Genomic DNA, 26,461 nt, shown 5'->3' on the forward strand with positions numbered 1-26,461 from the left:
TTATCCAGGGCCCACTCACCCAGATGATCTTGCCTCAGGCAGCATACCGTTCGACGCTCTGAGCTTTCCATCCATGGCACCTGGGTGGGCAGCTGCAGTTGCCCGAGCCGCCATTGCAGCATCGCCCGGCAGTTTGCAGGATCAGGGGCGCGGCACGGAGCGAGGGTTGTCCAAAAAAGAGGTGCTCAGGTGCTTTCATGAGCCGGAAAGAGGGTGCCTTCGGAAAAGCGCGTGGCAAACTCGGGATCCATGGCCAGATCGACAGTGTGGATTTTCTGGACGAGAGTTGCTGCTAGTTCGCGGTTGCTCTTGTCCAACAGCGCCAGCACCGCACCTACTCCAGCTAGATTTTCCAGGGATAACACCTGGCCGCCAAAGGCCTTCCTGGGCAACATGCCAATGTCCAGGGCATTTTTCCAGTCAAACCTGGCTCCAAAAGAGCCGGTCAAGACAGTTCGCTGGACTCTGTCCACTTTGGCATGCTTCATCAACAGCTCTATGCCGACCGAAAGGGCAGATTTTGCCAGCTGAAATTGACGTACATCAGACTGCTTGATGCTGATGGGTTTGCCTGTGGCACTCTTGTCAGCCGGAACCAGGATGAACTCACTGGCCTGGCCCTGACTGTCTGTGACCACACCGGGCGCTCCCTGTTCGAGGCGGCCATTGGGCAGCAGAATGCCGCTTCTCAGCATGGCGGCGATGGCGTCAATTACGCCGGAGCCGCACAGGCCAGCTGGTAAAATATTGTGCTCTTCACCAATGACCCTGTACTGGGGCTGCAAACTGCGCGGATCGATAGCCACCTGGTAAATGGCGCCTGGAACAGCGCGCATCCCACAGGAAATCTGGGCCCCCTCCAGGGCAGGGCCGGTGGCACAGCTTGTGGCCCACAGTTGCTGGCAATTGCCGAGGACAATCTCGCCGTTGGTGCCGATATCGACGAGCAGACACGTTTCACCGCGTTGATAAATGGCATCGGCAAGGATGGCGCCTACCGTATCTCCACCGACAAACCCTGAGATCACCGGAAATACGTAAACATTGGTGCCGGGGTTCATCTCCAGCCCAAGGTCGCGGGCCTTGAGGTTCTGACCAGCTCGAATTACAGGAAAATATGGCGACATCCCCAGGCCTCGGGGGTGGAGGCCCATCAGAATTCTTTCCATAGTTGGGTTGCCCACAATGGTGACTTCATCAACGTCTTCACGGCTGGCATTGATCTTGGACAGACAGCGGCCAACAAGGTGGTTTACAGCGTCGATGAGCAGGGCATTGAGCACCTGAAGACCATGGGTGTGTTCATCTGCATAGGCAATTCTGCTGATGACGTCTTCACCATACTGGCGTTGTGGGTTCAGCGAGGCAGCTCTCGCCAGCAACTTCCCGGTTGTCAGATCGCAGAGATATGCAGCCAGTGTGGTGGTGCCAACATCTATGGCCGCACCCAGGCTTTGCTCCCTCTTTCCCGCAATTACCGCAGTAACACCCCTCTGTTCGTGGTGCACCAGAGTGATGGGCTCCCCATCTGCTCCTGCCTCACTCAGTTGCCGCAATGCCTCGAGGTCTTCTATATGGATGGGCCGCTCTGTGAGAGAGCCAGCCCTGTCGATCACCCAGCTGACCAGATCTGAGCCGGCAGCATCCCTGGGCAGCCTCTCCTTCGGCAGGGCGATTCTTTTTACCATTGGATTGACTGGAAACCTGTCCGTGGCGAGAACCTTGTCTCCACTCTCCGCACCAGCAAGAGCGTGCTTCGGGATGCGAATATTCACATTGCCGGCAACCTTTGCCTGACAGGCGAGGCGGTAGGATTGTTTGATCTCTGCTGGAGTAAAGACGTCCAGCTCCGGCTCGGTCAACGGAGACAGATTGGCTGCTGGCTCGGCTACCACCCAACACTTGGCACAAAGGCCTTTGCCGCCGCAGTCGGAGCGGATAGGAATATCCAAGCCATCTGCAGCCTCGATTATACTCTTGCCAACTGGCACCGTCCTGGAAATACCCGGGGGGTCGAATGTGAGGCGAACTTCGGCCAAGATTTCCTCAGGCATATCGGCTGTCTGCAGCGACTTTTTCTCAGTCTTCCGCATAGTTATCTCCACCCTCCAGCTGTCGATTTGCAGTTCTCCATACCCATTTCGACTTCAGGGATGAAGAATACGGCCCTGTGACACTGATATTTGCAGGCCCAAGCCTGAGAGAGCAGCAACTAGTATAAACTATTATGGCACCGGTTTTAATGGTGCCTGCTTGTGCCTTTTCTTGTCTCCCGGCAGAACGTCTGCCTCACTCCAGAGCAAAACTGCCGGCTCGATGTGCTTTCAGGTAGTTCATACAGTAGTCGTCTTTGCCGGCCAGAGCCTCGGCAGCAATGATATTTGCCATCATGCGCTGGTCCAAAGGGTTGATTATGGCCCCGTCGAGTCCCTTGCAGATGGCCATCACCAGGAACAGCTGGTTCAGGAGTTTACGATTGGGCAGTCCATAGGAGATATTGGAAAGGCCGCAGATGGTGTGGATTCCCTTGAATGTGGCTGCTATCTTCTCGACTGCATTGAGAAATTCCATACCGAAATCCTTGTTTACAGACAGCGGCTGTACCAGGGGGTCCACATAAATGTTTTCCATCTTGACGTTGTTTTGCAACAGGCCGTTGACCAACTGGTCGGCAATGGCCAGGCGGTCCTCCACAGTCTCTGGCATCCCCTGGTCGCTCATGCACAGGGCCACCACCTTGTGGTCTGTCCCGGCCAGTATTGGCAGCAGCCTGTCATAGCGCTCCTTTTCCAGCGATATGGAATTGATCATCGGTGTACCCTTGTGCACGGCCAGGCCAGCCTCGATGGCCTCCGGGTCGGGACTGTCGATGCAGCAGGGGGCAGGCACCGCTTCCTGTACGGTAGTCACCAGCCACTCGAGGAATTCAGGCTCTTTGCCCACGAAGACACCGGCATTTACGTCAATGTAATGCGCTCCAGCAGCGAACTGCTCCCTGGCAGCTTTTTGTATGGCCTCAACATCCTGATTTTCAATGTGGGCAGCTATGCTCTTCCTGCTTGCGTTGATAAGTTCGCCAATGATCAGCATGCATCTCTCCTTGTGCAACAGATTCATCTATGGCTTCCGGTCTTCGCTCGAGAGCTGTGAGCCATAATGACGTTTGAAGTGGGTGGAGGCGTATTTTTCAAGCTTCCACTGCGGCACCCGGCAGGCGGGGCAGACGCCCTTGAACCACTTGTTTCGCAGCCATCTGGCCGCCCTGCTATTTCTCGAGTTGTTGATCCTGAACGTCTTGTTGCAATGAGTTGTGAGCAGGGCTGTCTCACCAGATCTTTCTATAGCTTTGATGCCGTGTAGAGTGCCTCTTCGAGACGGCCAGATCTTGATCTTGTCGATGAGACTGAAGAGCTCCACCCTCTTGCGGTAATATCTCTTGGTCGGCTTCTTGCTGCTCAAGAATCACCTCCAGGCAGTATGGTGTCAGACAAAGCGTACTGCCATGCCTTGCTCCTGATCGAGGTGTACAACAGAGTCCTGCAACAACCCACGGGCGACTTCTTGTTGCCGTTCTTTCAGCCAGGCAAGATACTCAGCCATACTGGCTGCCTGCAGCCCGAGATCTGAGAGCACCTGCTGGACGCTCTCGCAGGTACGTCTAGCAGTATCAATATCCAGGGTGCTGCGGGCCACCCCGGCAAGCCCTTTGCCCGGAGGCACGATCGAACTCACCACATTGGCCCCGGCCAGCAGCCGCTCCCTGAGACCGGCCAGGCCATTGACGTCGAGAGAGGCCGGAATAAGGCGGTTGGGGAAAACCAGACGCATGATAGCTATAGTCATCAGTTCCCGTTGGCAGGTAATCGAAGCGCACCGTCCCAGTGGTGTGCCATTCTGTGGAACAAGGGTCATTGCTCTGACCTGATCAGCATCGATGGCCCGCATGGTTTCGATGGATAGGTGCAGATCAGCCTCTGTCTCGCCGACACCGCATAGAACTCCTTCCTCGATCAGAAGCCCGTGGCTGCGGGCGATGGTTTTTTTTCGCATCCGTTCTCGAAAGCTCTGGCCGATTCGAAGTTTTCTGAACAGGGCAGGATTATGCGTTTCCTGGTAGCAGGCGTACCAGGTTGCACCTGCCTCGACCAGGGTTTTCAAGACTTCGTCGGGCACGGCTCCCGGTGAAACCATAACCGGCAGCCCCGTTGTCGATCTCACCCGGGCAACCAGCTCTGCCAGCTCTGCGAAACCTCGGGGTCCGTGACAGTAGAGATCAGGATCTTCCCCCATGGTCAGGTCGATCAGATGCACCCCGGAGTGGGCAAGCCGGCAGGATATTTCGATAATTTCCTCTGGTGTTTTCCGGTAGCGGACAGGTAAATTATTGGAACGCCGATAGTAGCAAAAGGAACAGTCGTTTCGACAGAAGGTGCTGATGTAGACGAAGCCGTAAAGAAACAGCCGATTTCCAAAATGCCGTTCACGGACTGCTCGAGCCGTCTTGAACAACGCTTCCACCTGGCTGCCTTCCCGAATCCTGAACAGAGCAGCCACATCCTCTGGCTCGAGGACTGAGCCCCGGAGAACACCATCGAGGATTTGCCGGAAGGTTCTTCGATTGCGGCAGAGAGTCATTCGCTTCAGAACTTTCAAGTCTCTCGGCAGCGGCCTGTTACCTGTGAATCCTCAGCGGATTTGCCTGCCCCAGATCTTCCAGCAGGGGCGGCACTGCCGTCGACAACAGCCGGGCTGCCAGGTGGGCAAACGGCAACATTGCTGAGGCAGTAAGGCTCATTTCAGCCGGCCAGCAGTTCCTTTACTCTAACTACGCCCTCCTGGGCGTCCTCCGCATAGGCATCGGCGCCTATCTTGGCGGCCCAGCGGGCAGTAACCGGGGCGCCTCCGACGATTGTCTTGAATCTATCGCGCACGCCGGCGCTCTTCAGGGCGTCCTCCAGGTCTTTCTGTCGAGCCATTGTGGTGGTCAACAGGGCACTGGTGCCGATAATCTGTACATCCAACCTTACCGCTTCTTCCACAATATGATCTATATCCACGTCCCGGCCAAGATCATATACAGTAAAGCCATTTGCCTGCATCAAGGAAGTCACGATGCACTTGCCGATATCATGGACATCCCCTTTTACCGTGGCAAGCACCACCCTGGCTGTTTGCTTTCTGGCCTCCCGGGCAGGCAGCGACTCGTTGATTACCTCTGTGACCGCCTGCATGGCATCGGCTGACTGAACCAATTCGGGAAGGAACAGGAGGCCGCGGCCAAACTTGTCGCCAACCTCGTTGATAGCAGGGATGAATACCTGGTTCATCAATTCCATACCGTCCATGCCGCTGGAGAGAATGCTGCGGGTCAGCTCGACGGCTTTTTCTTTGTTGTGTTCAATGATGGCTTGCTTGGCCGCTTTGAGAAGCTTTTCATCAATCATTGACACTATCCTTTCAATGAGTCTTTCTCTGTTGACGACGGTGAGTCCGAAACTCACAATTCAGTCCGTTGCTTGAAGCGATTCAGGCAATTTATCTCGACGTCGAGAACCCTTGCCATGTTGAACTTGGCCTCGATGCCTTTGGGAACACCTGGTAGAGGTGTGATCACTCCAATGCCCAGATCTGTGCGCACCTCGTTCATGATGATCGGGTCTGTGAGCTCAGCTATTGCAACGCCCAACTTGTCGGCCACGTACTCTTTTGCTGCAGCGATTCTCAATCCCCGGGCCATTTGCACGCGCGCCACCAGATCTCCAGCAGCCCGCATTCCGCCCATTCCCGAGGCATGTGCATGAGTGATCGCCATAGCAAAGGGATCACCAACACCAACCTACAAGCCGTCCAGCCGGCAGATGGTGGTCATAGCCGCCGAAGAACGGGAGACCATATCCACTGGTGGCTGATCGTTGACAGTTACCCCTCCGACTCCCATTCCCATGTTGGGATGAACCGGAATCTTGCTGACCGCGCCGCATGCCTTTGTGAAAGTGAGCGCTCTGGCCAGGTTCCAGGCAGCAGACTTGCTGGTGTTGGTGTTGCAGACTGGACCGAAGATAGTTGCGCCGGCTGCCTCGGCCATCTTTACCTGTTGGTGCGGATACATGCCAGCCAACCGCTCGCCCTGGTAAGTCAACTGGCTGTGCATACCCAGGACAAACTCTCCAGCCATACCCAGCTCGATACACATGTCAGGGTACTTCTTCTTGAGCTGCTCGGTGGCGAGCAGGGCGGCCAAGAAATCTGCGTCTCCAGCAGCTCCGGTGGTATCCAGGTTAATGCCGTCAGCGCCCGATTCATACATCAGGCTGCAGATGAAAACGATGTCTTTTACCAGTTCTTCAACCGACGCTTCGTAGGACTCCTGGGCTTCTTTGATCTGGCCCCGCGGCATTAACTCGGCCGGGTTGGGGAAGGGGCCATCCGGCTGGCTGTACAGTCCGAGATTCGGCTGAGCCCCGTAGAACAGCGGAATATGCGTGTACAACAGGGCCTGCTCGAGCACTGGCTGTTCGAATCCGGCAAGGGGTTTGACAGGCTTGTAACTGTAGTCTACGTGAGCCAGCTCCATGGTGTCAGCGCCCATGATTTTTTCATAGATCTGCAGCGCTGCAATGCGGTCGACGTTGACCCCCACGCGTCTGATTTTCAGGGTGCCGGCATCGTAGCTGAGTATGACTTCCTGACCCGGTTCAACACTGATGAACTTGTAAGGCGCACAAAAAATAGCGAGCAGATAGTCATACTCTTCCTTGGCAAGCGGCTGAACCTGGCCGCGATCCGCGGCGTCTTCACTTCCTTCGACAAGATCCGCCATGATTTCCTTTTCAGTCATTTCTACAGCGGTCCCGTCGCCTAGACGATGAAAGAATCGACGCATGTGACCTCCTTTCTCACCTCTTTTTTCTCCAATGCTGCTCCCTGTTTGTAGTTGCCGACTGCATCAACAGAGCTGACTCTCATGGGAGGCCGCGGAAGGTCAGGCAACCAGTTCCTTGGCCAGTTTGCTAGCGGATCCGGCATCTGCAGCATAGCCGTCGGCACCGATCTCGTCTGCATACTTCTGGGTTACTGGAGCACCGCCAATGACCACCTTTACACGATCCCGCAAGCCGCTGGCAACCAGAGCGTCAATGGTATTTTTCATCACAGGCATGGTCGTAGTGAGCAGGGCAGACATACCGATGATATGAGCGTTCTGCTCCACTGCTGCCTGTACAAAGTGTTCCGGCGAGACGTCTGTGCCAAGATCTGTGATTTGAAAACCTGCGCTTTCGAGCATCATACTCACCAGATTCTTGCCAATGTCGTGCAGATCTCCTTTGACGGTGCCGATAACTACTCTGCCTGCCCCGCTGCAGTCAGCGTCAGCCAGCAAAGGTTTGAGAACGCTCACCGCAGCAGTCATGGCCTTGGCTGCCATGAGCACTTCCGGGATGAATATATCTCCCTCCTGCATTCTATCACCAACAATGTCCATGCCCCTGACCAGTCCGTTATCAAGAATAGTTTTTGGGTCGGCGCCTTCGTCCAGAGCCTTCTGTACTAGACTGGTAACCTGGTCAGCATCCCCTGCTATTAATGTTTGCGTGATTTGCTGCAGTTCTATCATTGCTGCCTCTCCTTTGGTTGATCTTAAAAGGAATCATCAGCAATACCCAATAAGACCTCAGGCAAACTGTCTCGCCAAGGGGGCTGCCGTAGATTTCCAGACAGCCATTGACTTTCCAGGCAGGCTAAAAAGCCATTGGCACTGCCCGGGCACAGCTTCAGAAGTCAGCGTATGTAGCCATGGAGATGGTGGCCACAGGATTTGCGTATGACGAGCTGCGCCTCCAGAATAAGCTGCTGGACTATTCCTGACAGGACTCCCTCGACCTTTTTTATCAGGATCTCGGCACCCTTGGCTCCCATTTCGTATTTTTTCTGGCTGATTGTCGTCAGCTCTATCCCGGCAAACGAGGCAATTTCTGTATCGTCGAATCCCATCAGGGCGACATCTTGTGGTATCCTCAGTCCTTTTTCCAGAATGGCCTCGCGAACACCGATGGCCATATAATCGTCGTGGGCAAAATAGGCGGTGGGGGGCGTTTCCATAGCTAACAGTCTCTTGGCTGCTCGGTACGCCAGGTGGCGCTGGTAGCCTCCCTCAACAACGAGGTCCGGATCATATTCAAGGCCGCAATCTTTGAGCGCCTGCAGAGAACCACTTGTCCGCAAAGTGGCCGTAGAGGTGTTCTTTTCACCACTGACGATAGCGATGCGGTCATGGCCCAGTCGCCACAGGTGCCTTATCCCTGCATAGCCGCCGCTGTAGTTGTCCAGGACCACATAATCTACCCTGTTTTCCAGAGCGGGGTCCATGGAAAAGCGGTTGATCAGAACAAAGGGAAAACGATCTTCTAATAGCGGCACAATATTCGGATCGTCGTTTGTAACTGTGGCTAGAATGATGCCGTCAACACCCTTTGAGCGTAGCATTTCAATGGCGCGCTTCTCTGCATGCAAGTCACGGTTTGTGTTGCATAACAGCAAATTATAGCCAAATTTATTGGCATATTCTTCCACGCCCTTGGCAAGTTCGGGGAAAAATGGATCGGTGATGCTGTTGAGAATCAGGCCGATAGTGTAGCTATGGCGACTGATCAGACTCCTGGCAATATAGTTGGGCTGGTAGTTGAGCTTCTTGGCTATATTGAGGATCTTCTGGCGCGTTTTCGAGCTCACACCGGGCCGATTATTCAGCGCAATGGACACCGCTGTGGTGGAGACATTTGCCACCTTTGCAATGTCTTTTATGGTAGCCCTGTTTTTCAATAGGTACCTGTCCTGTCAGCCCGAAACCTGGAGGATTTTTGGCTAAAACGTTAAAGTTGCTCTCCACTTTACAACTGCATATCCGTGGCTGTCAAGAAAAAAGGTGTGATTTCCTGATAGATGTTTGGGGGAATGTCTCGGGCGTAATTCAGCCAGTTTAACTAGAGCGTAACAATCTAAAATTAGTAAATATTATAAGTGAATCGACAGGATCGCTGTACATTTGTTTTTTTTCTTGACAAATAAAAATTCTCTTTCTATTCTTACTTTAACGTTTAAGTTTCACCCCACTTCTTATGTTCCCCTTCTAATCATGCGCGGCAAATCGGGTGGAACGAACCCGGCAAGCCGGGTCATTTTCCTCTAGGTGATCGGACTTGTCGCTGCAACACTCATGGCAGGCGATCCGCCCACTGAGAGTTGAAGGTATAGGTCTAGAGCAAGTATGACTTTGTCACTGAAAACCTTACTTGATCCAAGGGAGGTGCATGCATGAAACGGACGTTACATGCTGGCAAGACCCAGAGCGTGGGGTTCGGCTTCAGGATCTTCTCGGACGACGAACTCTACGACATCCACCTGGCTACGCTGGAGGTGTTGCAACACACAGGAGTCTTTGTGGAAAATGAAGAAGCTCTGGAAATTCTGGACGGCGGCGGCGCGGTCATTGACAACAAGAAGAAAATCGCCAAGCTGCCGCCTTATCTGGTGGAAGATTCGCTTCGTTCCGCACCGCCAAAGTTTATTATGGCTGGTAGACGGCCAGAGGATGACTTCGTCGTAGAAAGTAATCGGGTGGGCTTCACGAATTTTAGTGAAGGTATTCTTATAGCTGATCTCGAGACGGGTGAATTGCGCGAGCCCACCAAGAAGGATGTGGCCGACTCGGCCAAGCTTGGTGACTTTCTGAGTGAAGTATCGGTGTACAACCGTGCTGTGGGGGCCCACGATGTGCCTGCAGAAGTTGCCCCGGTGCACAATGCGGAGGCATTCTTCAATAATACCACCAAGCATTGCATGATTGGTCCGTTCAGCGGCTACCAGTTGCGTCAGATAGTCAAGATGGCCAGTGCAGTTGTGGGGGGTGAAGACAGGTTGCGCCAGCGGCCTCTGGTTTCCTTTCATACCTGTCCGGTCAGTCCGCTGCGACTGGTGAACGATACTTGCGAAATTCTCATGGAATCTGCCCGTTGCGGCATGATGGTGAACGTCATTTCCATGGCCATGGCAGGAGCTTCCTCATCGATACACCTGGCTGGGACACTGGTGGACCACAACGCGGAATTATTGGCCTCGGTGACCCTCAACCAGTTAACCTGCAAAGGGGCGCCAATTATGTACGGCAGCTCCACCACCGCAATGGACCTCCGTTTTGCTGCTGCCACCGTCGGCAGCCCGGAATGCGCCATGATCAATGCCGGGGTGGCAGAGCTTGCCCGCTACAATGGTCTACCCAGCTTTGTGGCTGGTGGTTAGGGCGACAGCAAGATTGCTGATGCCCAGATTGGCCATGAAAAGACGCTCACGGGCTTGTTGACAGCGTTGGCAGGGGCCAACCTGATCTATGGCTTGGGAATGCTGGAAATGGGCGTCACTTTTGACTTCGGCCAACTGGTCATGGACAACGAATTCGCGCAGATGATCAAATACTGCGTCAGGGGAATCCCGGTAAACGACGAAACGTTGTCTGTGGATGTCATCAAAGAAATAGGACCCTTCAAGGATTTCGTCAGTCACCAGACCACTTTCAATTATATGAGATCGGTGTCACACCCGAAGTTGATCGATAGACGCAACCGGGAAAAGTGGCAGGAGCGTGGGGGCACCGATCTGCATCAGCGAGCACTCGAAGAGGCTCGGCGCATTTTGAAAGAACATCAGGTTCCACCCCTTGCCGACGAGGTTCGAGCCGAGATAAGGGCGATCGTGGAGGAGACAGAGGATCAACTGAGGGTTGGCAGACATCGACCACCATTTTAGCCGGTCCTCAATGATCGTCAGAGACTCCCGGGCAGGTAAACTGCCGCCGGATACCGGGCTTGAACTCAATGGTGGTGAGGTGGATCGTAATCCTGGCAGCAATACACTAATTGGCCTGGGACCGAACAGTCTCCCTGACAGTGAGACCCGGGGCAGTTGCACCAGGTCGAATGAGAAAGGGAGAAGGTCCACACAAGCATCTGGGAGCCGCGATCATATGGCGGGACAGCAAGCAAGAGCGGACAGCAGCCAGGGATGCTGTTTCGAGTTGAGGGTCCTCACAGATGAGCAGCTCCAGACGGTGCACCAGGCGACCCTGGATGTGCTTCACTCTGTCGGCATCAGGGTGGAGTCAGAGGAGGCGCTGGAAATCTTCCACGGTGCAGGCGCTGGAGTGGAACCTCGGGATGATTACAGCGTGGTCAGATTCCCCCCTGCTTTGATCGAGGATTGCATCAGCTCGGCACCGAGCCGCCTCGTCTATCATGGCCGCCTCCCAGAAGACGACTACGTGGCTGAACCTGGCAAAGTAGGTTTTACCACCTTTGGTGAATGCGTGCAGATAATAGATCCAGTTGACCGCCGGGTTCGATCCACAACCAAAGATGATCTGGCCAGGATCACCAGGATCTGTGACCGGCTGGAGGAGATTGTCGTGGTCGAAAGACCGGTGGGTTCTCTAGATCAATTCGCCCCGACCCAGCCTCTGCACAACTATGAAGTCATGGTCAGCAATACCAGCAAACACATCTTCCTTGGCTTTTACAGCGCCGAAAATGTCAAACGCATCGCTCAGATGGCTGCCGCCTGTGTGGGTGGAGTGGAAAACTTTCGCAGGCGCCCGACCATAACCGCCTTCAGTTGTCCAACCAGCCCGCTGGTTCTGGCAAGAATGTGTTGTGAGGTCATTATTCAATGTGCCAGGCTCGGTATTGGTGTCTGTCCAATCTCCATGGTGCTCTCCGGAGCCACGTCTCCGGCGACATTGACAGGGTCCCTTGTTGTTCATAACGCTGAAGTGCTCGCCGCCATCGCGCTAGCTCAACTGGCAGTCAGAGGCACACCCTGTACCTACGCCAGCTGCAGCACCATAATGGACTTACGGTTCGGCGTCCCGGCCACCGGCGCTCCAGAGCACGGTATGATCAGCGCCGCACTCACCAGACTGGCCCACTACTACGAGCTGCCATGCCTGGTGGGCGGGGGGCTTTCCGACAGTAAACTGCCTGATTGTCAGGCGGCCTATGAATTTGCCCTGTCAGCCACTGTGGCGGCGTTGAGTGGGGCGCACTTTGTTTACGGGGCTGGCGCCCTGGAGTCCGGACTGACCTTCGACTACGCCAAGCTTATTATGGATTGCGAGCAGATCCGCAGAATTCAACACCTGCGAAGGGGTATGCCGATCAGCAGCGACGCCCTGGCCCTGGATGTCATCAAAACCGTTGGACCCGGGGGCGATTATTTGATCCGGCAGCATACCATCGACAATATGGGGACGCTCTCCCAGGCTGACCTTTTTGACAGAAGAAACAGATCCATGTGGATGAATAAGACAGGGGGGAAAGACCTTACAGAACGAGCATATGAGAAGGCCAACCACGTTCTGGCGACGCATGAACCGGCGCCACTGCCAGGGGGGGCGGCAGAGACAATGCGAAGGATCATAACCGAGTACGAGGCTGAACTGAAGCGGAAGGATGGTCTTGCGGCCAGTACCGGAAACACGCTGAAGTGAAGTGTGGGATACTCAGACTGGCTGAACATCTGGTAGAAACCAATACCACAGGAGACGGTCAATGGATGGCGTAACGAATCAACTGATGGCAGAAAGGAGAAAGCAGGCCATTACTACAGCGGTTGGCAATGTGTCGCTGAAATTTATGGAGTCGGCTGCCGGGGCGATACTTCGTGATGTGGAGGGTCGGGAGTACATTGATTTTGCCGGAGGCATCGGCACCATGAACGTGGGTCACAGCCATCCAAAGGTTGTGGCAGCGATTAAGGCGCAGGCTGAAAAACTTACCCATACCTGTTTCATGGTCAATCCTTATGCTTCGGCGGTTGAACTGGCTGAAAAGCTTTGCCGGTTGACACCCGGTGATTTTCCAAAAAAGGCAGTCTTTCTGAACAGCGGTGCCGAGGCTGTGGAAAACGCCGTGAAAGTCGCCCGCTATACCACCAAGCGCCAGGCAATTATTGTGTTTGACAATGGCTATCATGGCCGAACACTTCTGACCATGACAATGACCACAAAGGTCAACCCATTCAAGATGGGATTTGGTCCATTTGCGCCGGAGGTCTACCGGCTGCCATTTGCAGACACCTCCGGTCCAGAAAAACTCTACGATTCTTTTGTGAGGCAGATCAATCCAGAGTCTGTTGCAGCCGTAGTCGCTGAACCCGTGCAGGGCGAAGGGGGCTTTGTGGCACCTCCAAGCGGCTATTTTCAGGAAGTTTCCAGGATATGCCGCGACAACGGTATCCTGTTCATAATGGATGAGATTCAAAGCGGTATGGGACGTACAGGCCGGATGTTCGCCAGCGAACATTGGCAAATTGAACCAGACCTCATAGTGGTTGGCAAGAGCCTTGCCGCCGGCATGCCCCTGGCCGCAGTTGTAGGAAAGTCAGAGATCATGGATGCCGTGCATGTGGGAGGACTTGGCGGCACCTATGGTGGAAACCCGGTGGCTTGTGCCGCTGCACTGGCGGTGCTGGAGATTTTCGAATCGGAATCAATGTTGGAAAAATCCCGGGCCCTGGGCAACAAACTTAGATCTCGTTTTGAAAAATGGCAGAAAAAATACAGTCTCGTGGGTGATATCAGAGGACTGGGTGCCATGCTGGGATTTGAGCTGGTAAAAGGGCCCAACCGCGATCCAGCCACAGATGAAGCCAGAGAGCTTGTCAGCTACTGCAATGAAAATGGCCTGGTTCTTCTAGTCTGCGGCATCTACGGAAACGTTGTGCGCTGCCTGGCGCCTTTTGTCATTACGGACCAGCAACTCGAAAAGGGATTTTCGATACTAGAAGCAGGCCTGGAGCACATCCACCAGTAGGAACTCCTGATGAATCTGGGGGTAGAGGACAGTACAGGGACGACTGCAGAGATTCGAGCATCAGTCGGCCCCCAGAGTTCTTTGCAGGTCTTGTCACATTAACGGAAGAGGCTACCTGAGGGGGAATTGTCATGTTTGGGCAGTATGGCAGGATTTTGAAGATCAACGTAACCGACCAGAGCTATCACTTTGAGAACATTGAGGAAACTATTTACTCGGCTTACCTCGGCGGCAAAGGGCTGGCTTCCTATCTCCTTCATTTGTTCAATCCACCGGGCATCGATCCCTTACACCCGGACAACTGCCTGATCTTTTCCACAGGGCCATTTACCGGCAGCAAGATCTGGGGAGGATGTCGCTATGGTGTGTTCACAAAGTCACCGCAAACAGGGCTGTACGCTGAATCCTACTCGGGCGGCAAAGTGCCAGAGGCCATAGATGCTGCCGGCTATGACGCCATTATCATTCAAGGCAAGAGCGAACAACCGATTGTCCTGGAGATAAGCCCAGAGGCAGTTAAATTTCATGCTGCCGAGAATCTCTGGGGCAGGGAAACTTACGAGACCGAAGATGCGGTCTTGATCAGATACGGCAGCTCTGAAGGCCGGTATAGAAAGACAGGGGCCGTGGTTATTGGACCGGCAGCGGAAAATGGGGTCTGTTTTGGCGTAATAAAGAACGACCACTGGAGATCAGCCGGCAGAACAGGAGTGGGGACCGTCCTGGGGGCCAAGAAGGTGAAGGCCGTTGTCTTCAAGGGCGATCGAAAACGGCCACTTTATGACGAAGAAAAGGTCAGGGCCATAGCCAGGAAAATGGCTGCTGCCGCCAAAGACAACCCTGGAGTCCATGCTTATAAAGCCATGGGCACTTCCCAGCTGGTGAAGATTGTCAACAGCGCCAACGCCTTTCCCACCCGCTACTGGGCCGAGGGCAGGTTCGACAAATGGGAAAACATCAGTGCTGACGCCCTGCACAGCAGATGCGAAGTCAAGGCGAATGCCTGCCTCAGGTGCTTTATGGCTTGTGGCCGGATGACTACCGTCAAGCACGGTCGACACGCCGGGCTAAAACTGGAAGGGCCGGAATACGAGACCATATTTGCCTTCGGGGGGCTGTGTCTGGTTGACAGCATTGAAGAGATTGCCTATCTCAACGACCTTTGCGACAGGCTGGGTATGGACACTATCTCAGCAGGGAATTTGTGCGCCTTCACCATCGAGGCTCGCAAGAGAGCAAAGACAGACTATGAGATCGATTACGGGGACGTTGACGGTATTGCAAAACTGCTCACCATGATTGCCTACAGAGACGGCATAGGAGATATTCTTGCGAGAGGAATCAAGTATGCCGCAAGAGAATGGGCTCTCGAGGATATAGCAGTGCACGTGAAAGGGATGGAGCCTGCAGGTTATGACCCAAGAGTGCTCAAAGGAATGGGGCTGGCATTTGCCACCTCGGACCGCGGCGCCTGCCACTTGAGGACCACCTTCTATAAACCGGAGCTCAGTGGCATGATTGCCCCCGAGCAGATAGAAGGAAAAGCAGAGCTCCTGGTGGATTTTGAGGATCGTCTGACCATTTTCGATGCTCTGATTCTTTGCAGATTTTACCGAGATCTCTATCAATGGGAGATTCTGGGGGAGACTGTTCAGGCAGTCACTGGCCTGAGCCCCGACAAAGAAGCTCTTCGGGCCATTGCTGCGTCAATAGCCAATATCGTTCGACGATTCAACATCAGGGAAGGTCTGCAGCCTGAAGACGATTGGTTGCCCAAGAAGCTTTTCGAGAAGCTCGAGAAAACAGGCCAACAATTAAAGCGTGAAGAGCTGGCCTATATGCGAAAGGAATACTATCGACTTCGTGGTTGGAATGAAGACGGCATCCCTGCATGACTTGCAACAGCCTGGTCGTGTTGAAAGGTTAGATATGATCTTCAGAAAGAGTGACAGTAATTTGCCTGATTATGCCCTGGTTGAACGTCAACAAATGATCAGGGGCCTGGGATATGGTGACGAGGCAATAGACCGCCCTCAGATTGGAGTGGTGAGCAGTTGGGGTGAGATAAATCCTGCAGCTATTCATCTCGATCGAGTGGTAGCATCGGTTAAAGCTGGCATCTGGGCTGGGGGCGGAACGCCGAGAGAGTTTGTCATCAGCTCCATCTGCACCAGTATGGCTGGAAACGACAGCTACCACCTGCCACATAGAGACCTGGTTGCCAGCTACATTGAAACAGTGACCCTGACCAATCTCTTCGATGGACTGGTTCTCGTGCCGATCTGTGACGACGTCATTCCCGGCCACCTCATGGCGGCTGCTCGTTTGAACATACCGGCTGTGGTGCTCACCGGGGGATACATGCAGCTCAATCGTTTCGAAGGAAAAATTATAGATCCACTGGAGGTAGCCCCAGAGTACTATCGGGACTTCAAGGAAGCGAAGCTCAAAGAAGCGGAATTCTGCGAGATAAAAGAGAGGGGATGCCCGGGCATCGGGGCCTGCCCTGTAATGGGTACTGCCAATACAATGGCCGCAATGGTGGAAGCACTGGGGATGTCGCTGCCAGGAAACGCTACCGTGCCGGGTGCGGACTCGAGGCTGCAGCGGATGGCCTTTGCAGCCGGCCAACAGATCATGCGTCTGCTGCACAAGGACATAAGGCCTTCCGACGTGATGCCTCCTGAATCCTTTGACAATGCCATACGCGTTCTTATGGCCATTGGTGGTTCCACAAATGCAGTTTTGCACCTGCAGGCAATCGCTGCAGAATTAGATCTGCATATTGAACTGGATCGATTCAACAAGATCAGCAGATCAACACCATTTATCTGCGATGTTATGCCATCAGGTCCCGGCAAACATTTTCTCGCTGATCTGGATGAAGCCGGCGGCATTACTGCAGTAATGCGGGAACTGCAGCCGCTTCTCGAGACCCGGGTTATGACTGTAACAGGGCGGGTGATGAGGGAGAACCTGGAGAAGGTATCGGGCGGAGATGGCAAAATCATTCATTCACTAGACAAGCCCATTGATAATGAAGGAGGACTCATTTTTTTGAGGGGCAATCTGGCTCCGAAGGGGGCCCTTGTGAAAAAGGCTGCTGTGCCAACGGCAATGCTGCAACACCAGGGGGCGGCCAGGATATTCCCTGATGAGCAATCTGCCTGTGACGCTCTGATTGCCGACGGCATATCAGCAGGTGAGATCGTTGTAGTCAGATACGTCGGCCCGAAAGGCGATCCGGGGATGAGACTCTTGCAGCGTTTCCTCTGGATTCTTTCAGCGAAAGGATTGCAAGACCGGATTGCCTTCATAACTGATGGCAGGTTATCGGGAACGAACAGGGGTTGTGCAGTGGCTCACATCGCTCCGGAAGCTGCAGAAGGCGGTCCTCTGGCTGTGCTTCAGGACGGCGACATCGTTGAGATCGACATCCCTAATGAGAAGCTGAATGTGTTGATTTCTCCTGAAGAAATGACGAGAAGACTCGAGCTCTGGACTCCTCCACAGAAAAAGATAGCCAGAGGCTATCTGGGAATCTATTCGAGATTAGCCAAATCAGCCGACAGGGGCGCTGCCCTGGACTACTGAAGGGAGCAAACCCGAAGAGCGACGCAACCCGAGGTCGAGAAAAAAAGCATTGCGCGTGCACACCAGTTCGCCAGTATTCATGCCATATGGGCATGCACCTGGGGAGATCATTGTTGCAGGTTTTTCTTCGAGGCGAGTAGGGTGTGGCGGGTTGAGAACAGGGCCGGAGAGGAGGTGCAGGCAATATCAGGCCCGGCTGAGAACAAAAAGCTTGCCGAAAGAACCCCAGCAAGTGAGTCGATAGGGTGATTTTGCCGAAAATGGCAACTATTTTGCCCACTTATTGCAAGTACTTCTGAGGAGCACAAGGAGGTTATCATGTCTACACGGGTGAGAAAAAAAGGCTCAGCGTTTAGAATTTTCGTGACCGGGATCATTCTGGTGGTCGGATGTGCTCTTGTGGCAGCTCCTGCTTTTGCCAAAGGCAAATACAGGACCTACAAAGAATACGTGGCTTCCCTGCCGAAAGGATGTGAGCCGGTGCCGCAAGAATGCTTTGAAAAAGCCGTGGCAGGCAAGACATTTGCCATGTACGACTGGGCTGCCTGGTGGCCTGAAGAATTATACAAGGATTTTGAGAAGGAATTTGGAATCAAGATTGTCAGAGACAACTACCCGAATCTCGATGAAGCTCTGGCAAAATTTCGCTTGAATCCAAAAACGGCCTATGACTATTGGCTCACAAATCCGAAATCACTCTGGTACATGAGAAACTGGAACATTCTGGAAAAAATAAATCATGACTGGATACCAAATGTGAACCGTTATCTGGCGAAGGATATCAAGAATGCCAGCTGGGATCCAGGCTATAACTACTCGGTGTTGACTACACTCGGCTACGACGCATATGTGATAAATACTAATTTTATCAACAAGAATGATCCTCGTATTCCCTCCTGGAAATTTCTTTTTGAAGGATGGGATGTATACAAAGACAAGCTGATCATGCGCAACGAAATGAACCGGGTTATTGGCAACACACTGAAATACCTGGGTTATTCACTCAATTCAACAAATCCGCAGGAATTGAAACAAGCAGAAGAAGCTCTTCTCCGTCTGAAACCTCACATAATGGCTTTTGATTCCTGGCCCAAGAGAGCGGTTATGGCCCAGGAAGTCTGGATCATTGAAGGGGTGGTTCACGATTATCAGACCCTGGGCAATCTGATAGGACCCAAGAACCCCTTCTACGTTGCCTATCCCCCCAATGGCTGCCTGCTCTCACCCATGCTGATTGTAATTCCCAAAGGAGGCAGCAATCCAGCAGCAACTCACCTGTTCATTAACTATCTTTATCGGCCCGAGAATTTTGCCAAACTGATCAATACAGTCGCTTACGGTCATGGCCATGCCGCAATTGACAGTCTTCTCACTGCTCAAGTGAAGGTCTGGATGACGCCTCCGAAGGGATACAGAGAAAAATGTGAAGTCCTCTCTCCACAAGCTTTCACGGGAGAGGGTGAAAAGCTGCGGGCGAAGATCTGGGAAAAACTGAAATAGCTGGAACGAAATGGCGGGGAGGGCACAAGGCTCTCCCGCCAGATGATGGGCGGTCTTTGCCCGGATGTTTCATGTAGCACGCCACGGCCTGAGAACGGCAGCGGATCTGGACGTCCTCCTGGTCACCTCGAATCTTGCTCCTACGAACTGTGTCCAATATATCTAGAGTGCAGTTCCACTGTGGAAGGGGGCGGCATTGCCATGGAACATCTATTTTCACCAGCTCAAAGCAGCCGGGTTGGTGAAATACTGGATCAAGGCTGCGGGCCCAAATTGGCAGGTGAATATCATCGCCCTCTGTGACCACAGCAACCGTATCATGGAAGCAAAGATCTTCTGTAATCAGGGCGAATTGGATGTCATCTCCTGAAGCGGCCTCCAGGACCAAGAAAGGACAGGGAAAAAAGTGAAATTGTTTCTCAGAAGAAAAGTCAATTTTCTTATTCTGCCGACATTGGGACCAATTTCACTCTGGATTGCTCTCTTTGTGTTTGCGCCGGTAGTGGTAATCATTTATCTGAGCTTTCTGGCAACAGGTCCTTCTGGTGAGATCACCTCCAGGTTCAGTCTGGGCAATTACTGGTTCCTGTTTGTCGGTGGCGGAGGATACGGCATAGCCGTTCTCCGGTCGCTCTTCTACGCTTTCATTACGAACATGGTATGTCTATGTATAGGTTATCCTATGGCCTATTGGATTGCGAGACACGGAGGCAGATTCAAGCCACTTCTGCTGTTCCTGGTAATTGTTCCTTCCTGGAGCTGTTATGTAGTCAGAATTTATGCCCTGAAGCAACTGGTGGGCTATCCTGGCATCCTGAACGATTTTCTCCTCAAATTTGCTTTGATTTCATCTCCAATAAACGTACTTTACACCCCCACCGCAGTAGTAGTGGGCCTGATTTACATATGGCTCCCTTTTATGGTCCTGCCAATTTATGCATCACTGGAGGGTATTGACCCCGCTCTGCTGGAAGCGTCTCTGGACCTGGGGGCAACCCCTGTATCACGATTCTTGACAGTAACTCTTCCTTTAACCAAGGGAGGGATATTCGGAGGCACCATTCTGACCTTCATTCCCGCTCTCGGTGACTGGCTTGTGCCACTCATAATCGGCGGCAACAAAGTGTGGATGGCAGGTAATCTGATCGAGCATTACTTTGTAGTCAGAGGAAATCTCGCCATTGGCGCCAGTATGGCTGTGGTGTTAACAGCCACCGTAGTCCTGCTTATCTACATGTTCATGAAGCTGGGTGGAGAAGAGGCAGTGGAGAGGATTGTATGAAGCCTCCAAGATTTTTCAAGATAGATATGGTACTGGCTATGGTTGGCTATCTATTTCTATGGGGACCCATCATCGTTCTTTGCATTTTCGCCTTTAACACCAGTCCCTTTGGCGTGAAGTGGGAGTCGTTAACTCTAAAATGGTTCAGAGAGCTTTTTCATACTCCTGCTTTGTTGCAGTCAGTTCTAAGAAGTCTATTGATAGCCAGCGTAACAACTGTAGTAGCTACCATCATTGGGACAATAGCGGGGTATGGTTTATACAAGTATAAATTTACGGGGAGACGTGTTCTGAGAATATCTATCCTGCTGCCCATCACAATTCCTTATGTGATTATGGCAGGGGCTCTGCTCGTCTACTTTACCAAGATTGCCCATATTCCTCTCGGTTATCTGGCTATTATCATAGCCCATATCAGTTTCAGTGCACCACTGGCTGTATTTGTTACCCTGGGCAGGATGCAGAGAATAGACTGGAGTCTAGAGGAGGCGTCTACGGACCTGGGGGCGGATAGACTTACAACGTGGAGAAAGATAACAATACCTCTCCTGCTTCCAGCTATTTTCGCCTCGGCTACGCTTATCTTCCCATGGTCGTTTAACGATTTTACTGTGACCTATTTTGTTGCTGGGGTTGGTACTACCACGTTGCCACTCTATCTTTATTCAATGTTACAGTATTCTCTGAAACCTGTGATCATCAATGCGATCAGTCTAATTTTCATAATAACGCCAACCATCCTTATTTTCCTGATATCTTTTCTGCAGAGACAGAAACAAGCATAAAGGTGGAAGATTATGGAGGATAAAGAGAATATCTCCTGCGTCGAACTGAGGAATCTGGTCAAGAGGTTCGCCGGTATCACTGCTGTGGATCACATTAATCTTGAAGTAAGACATGGAGAAGTGTTTTCTCTGCTGGGGCCTAGCGGCTGTGGCAAGACCACGACACTGAGAATAATTGCCGGGCTGGAAACCATGGATGAAGGTGAGGTCTTGATAGACGGGAAGGTAATCAATGACGTGCCACCTTACAAGAGAGATTGCAATCTGGTATTTCAGAATCTTGCCCTTTTTCCCCACATGACCCTGGAAGAAAATATAGCGTATGGACTGGAAAGGAAGGGTCTAGCCCAGGACAAGATAAGAAAAAAAGTGGGGGAAATGTTGGAGCTGGTGCAGCTCACCGGGATGGAGAAGCGCTATCCAGCACAACTCAGCGGCGGACAACAGCAGCGGATTGCCCTGGCAAGGTCTCTGGTCTTGAGGCCAAAAATCTTGCTCCTGGATGAGCCATTGGCTGCCCTGGACAGGAAACTGAGAAAGGATATGCAGGGAGAACTCAAGCGAATACAACAGGAAATCGGCACAACCTTTTTTTATGTTACCCATGACCAGAAGGTTGCTCTTGCCATTTCCGACACAATAGCAGTCATGCAGGCGGGAAAGCTCGAGCAGATTGGCATTCCCGAGGAAATCTATGGTGCTCCCAGGACGAGATTTGTTGCTGATTTTATGGGTGTTACCAATATCTTCCTGGGAAAGGTAATTGCCAGGGGCGGCAGAGAAATACAACTGGAAACCGAAAGCGGTTTGACAGTTACTGCTCTCATTGACGAGGAATCAGACAGTGATGATATCGTCGGCATCTGTGTTCATCCTGAAAGAGTGAACGTTTTGCCAGCCGGGACTGCTGGCAAGGTTGATAATGCATTCAGGGGCAGAATTATCGAGATGATCTATCAGGGAAATTTTGTTGAGATGAAGATTTGCCTGTCAAACAGCAGGAGCGAGGAGACTGTTACCGCTCACCTGGACGCCAGGTTGGTCGAAAAGTATAATCATCGTGTAGGCGAAGAAACAACCGTACACTGGGATCGGGAAAGCAGCACTACCTTGCAGGGATAACCAAATTATGCAAGCCGCTTCGTCCTGTTGCCGATATCTTTGGTGACAGTCGCCAGTTAGAGCTCTTCCTCAATGGGAGCAAGCCACACTTGAAAATCAACAGTCTCCTCGAAATCTCAATGAATGCAGTGAGGGCGCAGATCTGGATTGCGCATCATCACTGTGTTCCTGCCTGCCTATTATAAATTTCGGGAAAAATTGCCCCAGAGCCAGGCGCCGGAGTCCCAGCTTGTTGCAGTTAAACCCGGGCAACCGGGAAATACCCGGCAAGTCTCCGACCTGAAACCAGCAAGCCAGGTGCTGGCCCACCTATTTGGCCCTCTTTCCAGGGAAGGTTCTGGTTGAGGACGTTGATCTGGCACTGCTCCCTCGCAAAGATCAGCTCGGCTGGTCAAGGGAAAAAAACTATGAAGCCCTGCAAACCGAAAGGGTGGATCTTGTGAATCTGAAAACTGCTTCCCCACTTCTTCGTTTTGAAATCATTCGCACAGGCCTTCTCATCAATGAGGAGAGTGGTCACAAAGAAAACGAATTCGAGCATGCCGCACTGAGCGAGCAGCGGCACGCCATGTATCTTCGCAAGAAACAGGCCAGGATACTCGAGCAGAGGCCGCAGAGATGGTCTTGAAGCCTTTCACATCCTGGCCGATCGGTTGCTGGGGACTCGGGTGTCTAATGCCAGTTGCCGAGCTGCTGATTTATCCGGGCAAGCTCAGCTTCCAAGCTCTTTATCTGCTCCTGCTGGGCAATGATGTGAAGGGTGAGTTCTTCGATCTTTCTAAGGAGCCGCATTTGAAACTGGCCGATGTTAAGGCCTTGCTCCTTTATTTGACTGGTGCTGGGGACGTCCGGAAGGTGCTTTTCTCTCTTGATATATTCGCGCAACTCATCTAGCGAGATGAGGCGATATCCCTCCTCGAATACGTAGTCCGGGACGTTCAACGTTGTTCCATCGTCAATGAAGCTGCCGCCAGTCACTCGAATATCTCCACCGGAAACCTCGAGTTTGCTGGAAGGGTTCGTTGTGCCAATGCCAACATCTCCGTCTATGTAGGCATCTGCTTTTATTGTGACCCAGCCCTGAAATTCACCATTCTTGGCGGAGATGTTCAAGTGTCCTAACAGGTTATCGTTCGAATCAGTTTGTAGGAAATCGAGATATTCAACAGGGCTCAAGATGTAGACGCGACCCTGGGCTCCTCCTGGAATCAACTTGATCATTCTTCGAGCCGGATCCCCAACCAGCCCCTGTGCCTTGATAGTCAACCTTACGGTTGGAGTGTCAGTACCGATGCCCACATTGCCGCCGCTTTGCACCTTCATTAACACAGTGTCTTCTGAATCTTTTACCTGAAAGGAAGAGGTGTCATCTTTGTCCGGCAGTTTCACCTCCATATCACCAGCCAGAGACTGTCCTGAAAAGATCAAAGTCATTGCAAGAAAAAAAGCAGCCAGCGCATAGGTTCTGCATGATTTCATGAGCCATTCCTCCACTTTTCGAGCAGTTCCTGCCAAGAGTCGTTTATTGTTGGCTGATATTTATAGTATTTTTCATCAGCCTTCAATGAAGTCCAGATGTGACGATTATGGTGCCCCGGCTTCTCAGGAGTTTGGTGCCACAAGCCGTCATATTATGATCCCGGGTCATCCTTTGAGCTGGCTATGGACATCCAGGTGCTGAATGTACTCTTGATAAGGAGTCAACCCTGTATGAGTACTGACTCAATGCGACAACAAGGGCATTATGATGCCCGGGATGCTTGCCCCGCAGAAATAAATGCCTCCATCTCCCCAGATGAATGTCCCCCCGCTTTCCGTGTATAGATGCCCAGTGTGCCTGATTTTTCCACTTGCCATGTTCAAAACACCCCCATTCTTGATAGTGATATCCTGGCAGTGCAAATCCAGTGAGACATTATTCAGGGTCATGGTAACTCCGGCACCCACGGTGATTCCATTTGCAAAGGATAAGGTGGGAACCATGGCGAAAAAGGTTGAGAACATACCGATGGTCAATGCGAGTACAAACCGGTTTCTCATGAGATTACCTCCTTTGAAGGAAATAAACTGTCGAGCACTCGCGTTTGATAGAAGAAAGTATCGGATGATAGAGTGCTGTGTCAACCACTCATAATCGCAATATCTGGCTGCGCCGCAGGACCACGATTTGAGAGTGTTCAATACTCCTTGCGGTTCATCCAGGAGGCATTTGTCGCCCAGCCTCCGGGCGGCACTATTTTGCCTGGCGTCACCAGAGGCTCTGTGCTCCAGCCTGCTCGCCACCGGGGCCTCGAGGTGGCGGGCCGGCCGATCTCCATCGAAAGGGTCGTTGACGGTTGTAAGTATTGAGGCTCCAAAAGAAATGTTTGCCACTGGCACTGCCGCAGTTATTTCACCCGTGGGCCTGATCTGCTATCAGGGGAAGGATTTCCGGGTGGCAGACGGCCAGACAGGTGAGCTGCCGAAGAAGTTCCACCGTGAAATCACCGGCATCCAGTACGGCCGCCGGGAGGATCATTTCGGCTGGAAGCTTCGCGCTTGGCGTGAAGCATTTCATAAGCGGGCACAGGGGAAACAGCTCTTCCGCTCATGCCATAACATAAACTATGACCGCTACGGGTGTCTTTGCCGCCACCCTTGAACTGAGACCCGTAACTCCCAGTACTAAGTCTCCCTGCAGCCGTAGTTGGCATCTAAGAGCCCACCGGGTGGGCCGCGAACGGTCAACTCGGCATTCCCATGGCGCGAAGCACCGAGGCTTGGCGTGTCTGCCGGGGTGATCTGTTGACCTTTTACTTTCTGTAGGCTGGTCTCAAACCCTTCAACATAGGGTAGTGCTTGCAGTTAAGGGTCTTGAACTCTGCATTCTCGGCTTCAGCGGTAGCTGCCAAAATGGCGTCTGCAAGCCCGACACCGTGCGATTTGCCATAATCTCGCTTGTAGAGACCTCCAGCCTTGGCGATCTTGGCACTAACGGGGACGACACGAAAGAGCGAGACGAAATTGTCCAGAACAGCTCGTTCTGCATCACCTTTCACTCCAGCGTACAACTCCGCAACGACGATTGACGAGAGGATGATCCGATCAGAGTTGGTGTTGATAAAGGCGACTGCTTTGCGGCGGCCGCGCAAGAAATCAACCAGAACATCGGTGTCGAGAAGGATTGGCCGCGGCATGATCAGTTCCTGTCCCATTCAGCGCGCGCTGCCTCGAAGTCTGGAAGATCCCTACGGTCCTTCCAGATTCCTGCAGCCTGGCGCAACACCGCCTCCCTTCGACCGCGGCCCTCTTGATCGATGAGGCGATCAATGGCTTCCCGAATAAGTTCGCTTTGCTTCTTGCCGACTGCCTTGGCGAGAGCACTCAGTTGATCACGTTGACGCTCTGTCAGGTATATCTGTGTTCGTACCATACCACACCTCATGTACTGTATACATCAGCATTATACATCATCAATGCTCTCTGTCAAGGCTGATAGCAAGTTGTGCGGCGAATTCTTTGCAACAACGATGTGTTCAGCCACAGGCAGCTACCCTGTTTGTCTGTAGCTTGCGGTGAAAGGTTAGCCGTTCCTTTGCAGCCCCCCGGGCGCCCCGAAAAAAATAACCCCTCGCCAGGAGGGGTCAGGTGGTTGATTCATATTTCTGGTGGGCCGTGAAGGAATCGAACCTTCAACCTACTGATTAAGAGTCAGTTGCTCTGCCTAGTTGAGCTAACGGCCCGGCTGTACATTCAGATGAGCGGGCAGATTATTTTGTCGCGCCCAAAAAACTGGCGCGCCCGGTAGGATTCGAACCTACGACCTGCGGATTCGAAGTCCGACGCTCTATCCGGGCTGAGCTACGGGCGCATAGCAATTCCATATATGTGGTAGCCAATGAAATGTCAAGGCATTTTTCGTAAGTAGAGTTTACCTTGACCTGCATTGACTGGCTTGTTAGCTTTTGTCAGGTGTGCAGGGCTTCAGTGACCGTGTGATGGAAGCGCCGATTTCAGATGGGAGCCCTGCACCTGGAACTGCGGGCACACATTGCAGTCCCTCAACAGGGGGTTCCTGATGTACAGGGCAAAACATTGCTGCCAGGGCCAGGAAGGTGTTTCCCGGTGCATGGCAGCGGGGAGGAGCGTCAATGAAACTTCAGGGCAGGAAGCTCTTTCTCCTGGTGGAGGACCTCTATCAGGAGCTGGAGGTCTGGTATCCTCTACTGCGCATGCGGGAGGAGGGTGCCGAGGTAGTAGTGGCAGGCACTGAGGCTGGGGTGACCTACAAGAGCAAGACCGGCTACCCGGTAACTGCAGACATAGCCACCCGGGATGTG

At 52.7% G+C, this 26,461-nt stretch carries 25 protein-coding genes, 2 tRNA genes and 1 pseudogene; 14 read left to right on the top strand and 14 right to left on the bottom strand.

Annotated features, from left to right (window positions below):
• Nucleotides 1–185 precede the first annotated feature (185 nt).
• The 8 genes and pseudogenes from JRI89_02205 to JRI89_02240 all read right to left on the bottom strand — a co-directional run bounded on the left by JRI89_02205 (nt 186) and on the right by JRI89_02240 (nt 8,820).
• Nucleotides 186–2,093 (bottom strand): DUF4445 domain-containing protein, encoded by a 1,908-nt coding sequence (locus tag JRI89_02205; GenBank protein ID MBW2070047.1) that lies wholly within the window; start codon nt 2,091–2,093, stop codon nt 186–188.
• 196 nt (nt 2,094–2,289) lie between these two features.
• A complete protein-coding gene (locus JRI89_02210; GenBank protein MBW2070048.1) occupies nt 2,290–3,090 on the bottom strand; it encodes a methyltetrahydrofolate cobalamin methyltransferase in 801 nt (266 codons plus the stop codon).
• Nucleotides 3,091–3,117: 27 nt separating this feature from the next.
• Entirely contained in the window at nt 3,118–3,459 is a 342-nt protein-coding gene (locus JRI89_02215; GenBank protein ID MBW2070049.1) for a hypothetical protein, read from the bottom strand.
• Nucleotides 3,460–3,483: 24 nt separating this feature from the next.
• Nucleotides 3,484–4,635 carry a methylornithine synthase PylB gene (gene pylB / locus JRI89_02220; GenBank protein MBW2070050.1) on the bottom strand — a complete coding sequence of 384 codons (1,152 nt, stop codon included), beginning with the start codon at nt 4,633–4,635 and terminating at the stop codon, nt 3,484–3,486.
• Between the two features lie 161 nt (nt 4,636–4,796).
• Nucleotides 4,797–5,444, bottom strand: coding sequence for a corrinoid protein (locus JRI89_02225; protein MBW2070051.1), 648 nt, complete (start codon nt 5,442–5,444; stop codon nt 4,797–4,799).
• Between the two features lie 53 nt (nt 5,445–5,497).
• A pseudogene (gene mtbB, locus JRI89_02230) lies at nt 5,498–6,883 on the bottom strand ([dimethylamine--corrinoid protein] Co-methyltransferase).
• A 99-nt stretch (nt 6,884–6,982) separates the two neighbouring features.
• Nucleotides 6,983–7,615 carry a corrinoid protein gene (locus tag JRI89_02235; GenBank protein MBW2070052.1) on the bottom strand — a complete coding sequence of 211 codons (633 nt, stop codon included), beginning with the start codon at nt 7,613–7,615 and terminating at the stop codon, nt 6,983–6,985.
• 164 nt (nt 7,616–7,779) lie between these two features.
• Nucleotides 7,780–8,820, bottom strand: coding sequence for a LacI family DNA-binding transcriptional regulator (locus JRI89_02240; protein MBW2070053.1), 1,041 nt, complete (start codon nt 8,818–8,820; stop codon nt 7,780–7,782).
• Between the two features lie 492 nt (nt 8,821–9,312).
• On the opposite strand from JRI89_02240, the gene JRI89_02245 reads away from it, so the two are divergent.
• The 12 genes from JRI89_02245 (at nt 9,313) to JRI89_02300 (ending at nt 22,770) form a co-directional block, all read left to right on the top strand.
• A complete protein-coding gene (locus tag JRI89_02245) occupies nt 9,313–10,296 on the top strand; it encodes a trimethylamine methyltransferase family protein (protein MBW2070054.1) in 984 nt (327 codons plus the stop codon).
• Between the two features lie 12 nt (nt 10,297–10,308).
• Nucleotides 10,309–10,800 (top strand): trimethylamine methyltransferase family protein, encoded by a 492-nt coding sequence (locus JRI89_02250; protein ID MBW2070055.1) that lies wholly within the window; start codon nt 10,309–10,311, stop codon nt 10,798–10,800.
• Nucleotides 10,801–10,810: 10 nt separating this feature from the next.
• Nucleotides 10,811–12,535, top strand: a complete 1,725-nt coding sequence (locus JRI89_02255) for a trimethylamine methyltransferase family protein (protein MBW2070056.1) — start codon at nt 10,811–10,813, stop codon at nt 12,533–12,535.
• Between the two features lie 61 nt (nt 12,536–12,596).
• The gene (gene gabT / locus JRI89_02260; GenBank protein MBW2070057.1) at nt 12,597–13,859 is read left to right on the top strand and encodes a 4-aminobutyrate--2-oxoglutarate transaminase; all 1,263 of its coding nucleotides are present in this window, start codon (nt 12,597–12,599) and stop codon (nt 13,857–13,859) included.
• Between the two features lie 131 nt (nt 13,860–13,990).
• The gene (locus JRI89_02265) at nt 13,991–15,754 is read left to right on the top strand and encodes an aldehyde ferredoxin oxidoreductase family protein (protein ID MBW2070058.1); all 1,764 of its coding nucleotides are present in this window, start codon (nt 13,991–13,993) and stop codon (nt 15,752–15,754) included.
• Between the two features lie 34 nt (nt 15,755–15,788).
• Nucleotides 15,789–17,453 (top strand): dihydroxy-acid dehydratase, encoded by a 1,665-nt coding sequence (locus tag JRI89_02270; GenBank protein MBW2070059.1) that lies wholly within the window; start codon nt 15,789–15,791, stop codon nt 17,451–17,453.
• 318 nt (nt 17,454–17,771) lie between these two features.
• Nucleotides 17,772–18,953 (top strand): extracellular solute-binding protein, encoded by a 1,182-nt coding sequence (locus JRI89_02275; protein ID MBW2070060.1) that lies wholly within the window; start codon nt 17,772–17,774, stop codon nt 18,951–18,953.
• 196 nt (nt 18,954–19,149) lie between these two features.
• Nucleotides 19,150–19,323, top strand: a complete 174-nt coding sequence (locus JRI89_02280) for a hypothetical protein (GenBank protein ID MBW2070061.1) — start codon at nt 19,150–19,152, stop codon at nt 19,321–19,323.
• Between the two features lie 36 nt (nt 19,324–19,359).
• The gene (locus JRI89_02285) at nt 19,360–20,235 is read left to right on the top strand and encodes an ABC transporter permease (GenBank protein MBW2070062.1); all 876 of its coding nucleotides are present in this window, start codon (nt 19,360–19,362) and stop codon (nt 20,233–20,235) included.
• Entirely contained in the window at nt 20,232–21,020 is a 789-nt protein-coding gene (locus JRI89_02290) for an ABC transporter permease (protein MBW2070063.1), read from the top strand. Before JRI89_02285 ends, JRI89_02290 begins: the two co-directional genes overlap by 4 nt.
• A 12-nt stretch (nt 21,021–21,032) precedes the next feature.
• Nucleotides 21,033–22,142, top strand: coding sequence for an ABC transporter ATP-binding protein (locus JRI89_02295; protein ID MBW2070064.1), 1,110 nt, complete (start codon nt 21,033–21,035; stop codon nt 22,140–22,142).
• A 313-nt stretch (nt 22,143–22,455) separates the two neighbouring features.
• Nucleotides 22,456–22,770: a hypothetical protein gene (locus JRI89_02300; GenBank protein ID MBW2070065.1), complete on the top strand. Its 315-nt coding sequence runs from the start codon at nt 22,456–22,458 to the stop codon at nt 22,768–22,770.
• Between the two features lie 44 nt (nt 22,771–22,814).
• On the opposite strand, the gene JRI89_02305 is transcribed toward JRI89_02300, so the two are convergent.
• Both JRI89_02305 and JRI89_02310 read right to left on the bottom strand, forming a co-directional pair.
• Complete coding sequence (locus tag JRI89_02305) at nt 22,815–23,621, bottom strand: helicase associated domain-containing protein (protein ID MBW2070066.1); 807 nt, start codon at nt 23,619–23,621, stop codon at nt 22,815–22,817.
• A gap of 243 nt (nt 23,622–23,864) precedes the next feature.
• A complete protein-coding gene (locus JRI89_02310; GenBank protein ID MBW2070067.1) occupies nt 23,865–24,182 on the bottom strand; it encodes a hypothetical protein in 318 nt (105 codons plus the stop codon).
• 322 nt (nt 24,183–24,504) lie between these two features.
• On the opposite strand from JRI89_02310, the gene JRI89_02315 reads away from it, so the two are divergent.
• Nucleotides 24,505–24,783, top strand: a complete 279-nt coding sequence (locus JRI89_02315; GenBank protein MBW2070068.1) for a hypothetical protein — start codon at nt 24,505–24,507, stop codon at nt 24,781–24,783.
• A gap of 151 nt (nt 24,784–24,934) precedes the next feature.
• On the opposite strand, the gene JRI89_02320 is transcribed toward JRI89_02315, so the two are convergent.
• The 4 genes from JRI89_02320 to JRI89_02335 all read right to left on the bottom strand — a co-directional run bounded on the left by JRI89_02320 (nt 24,935) and on the right by JRI89_02335 (nt 25,992).
• On the bottom strand, nt 24,935–25,318 hold the full coding sequence (locus tag JRI89_02320; protein MBW2070069.1) for a type II toxin-antitoxin system VapC family toxin: 384 nt from the start codon (nt 25,316–25,318) through the stop codon (nt 24,935–24,937).
• 2 nt (nt 25,319–25,320) lie between these two features.
• Nucleotides 25,321–25,554, bottom strand: a complete 234-nt coding sequence (locus tag JRI89_02325) for a ribbon-helix-helix domain-containing protein (GenBank protein ID MBW2070070.1) — start codon at nt 25,552–25,554, stop codon at nt 25,321–25,323.
• Nucleotides 25,555–25,787: 233 nt separating this feature from the next.
• Nucleotides 25,788–25,864 (bottom strand) — tRNA-Lys (locus tag JRI89_02330).
• Nucleotides 25,865–25,914: 50 nt separating this feature from the next.
• A tRNA-Arg gene (locus JRI89_02335) sits at nt 25,915–25,992 on the bottom strand.
• Between the two features lie 280 nt (nt 25,993–26,272).
• Here JRI89_02335 and JRI89_02340 point away from each other — a divergent pair.
• Nucleotides 26,273–26,461 (top strand): DJ-1/PfpI family protein (locus tag JRI89_02340; protein MBW2070071.1); only part of this gene is annotated, 189 nt, incomplete at its 3' end.

The sequence above is a fragment of the Deltaproteobacteria bacterium genome, from assembly GCA_019309045.1.
Taxonomy (GTDB): Bacteria; Desulfobacterota; Syntrophobacteria; order BM002; family BM002; genus JAFDGZ01.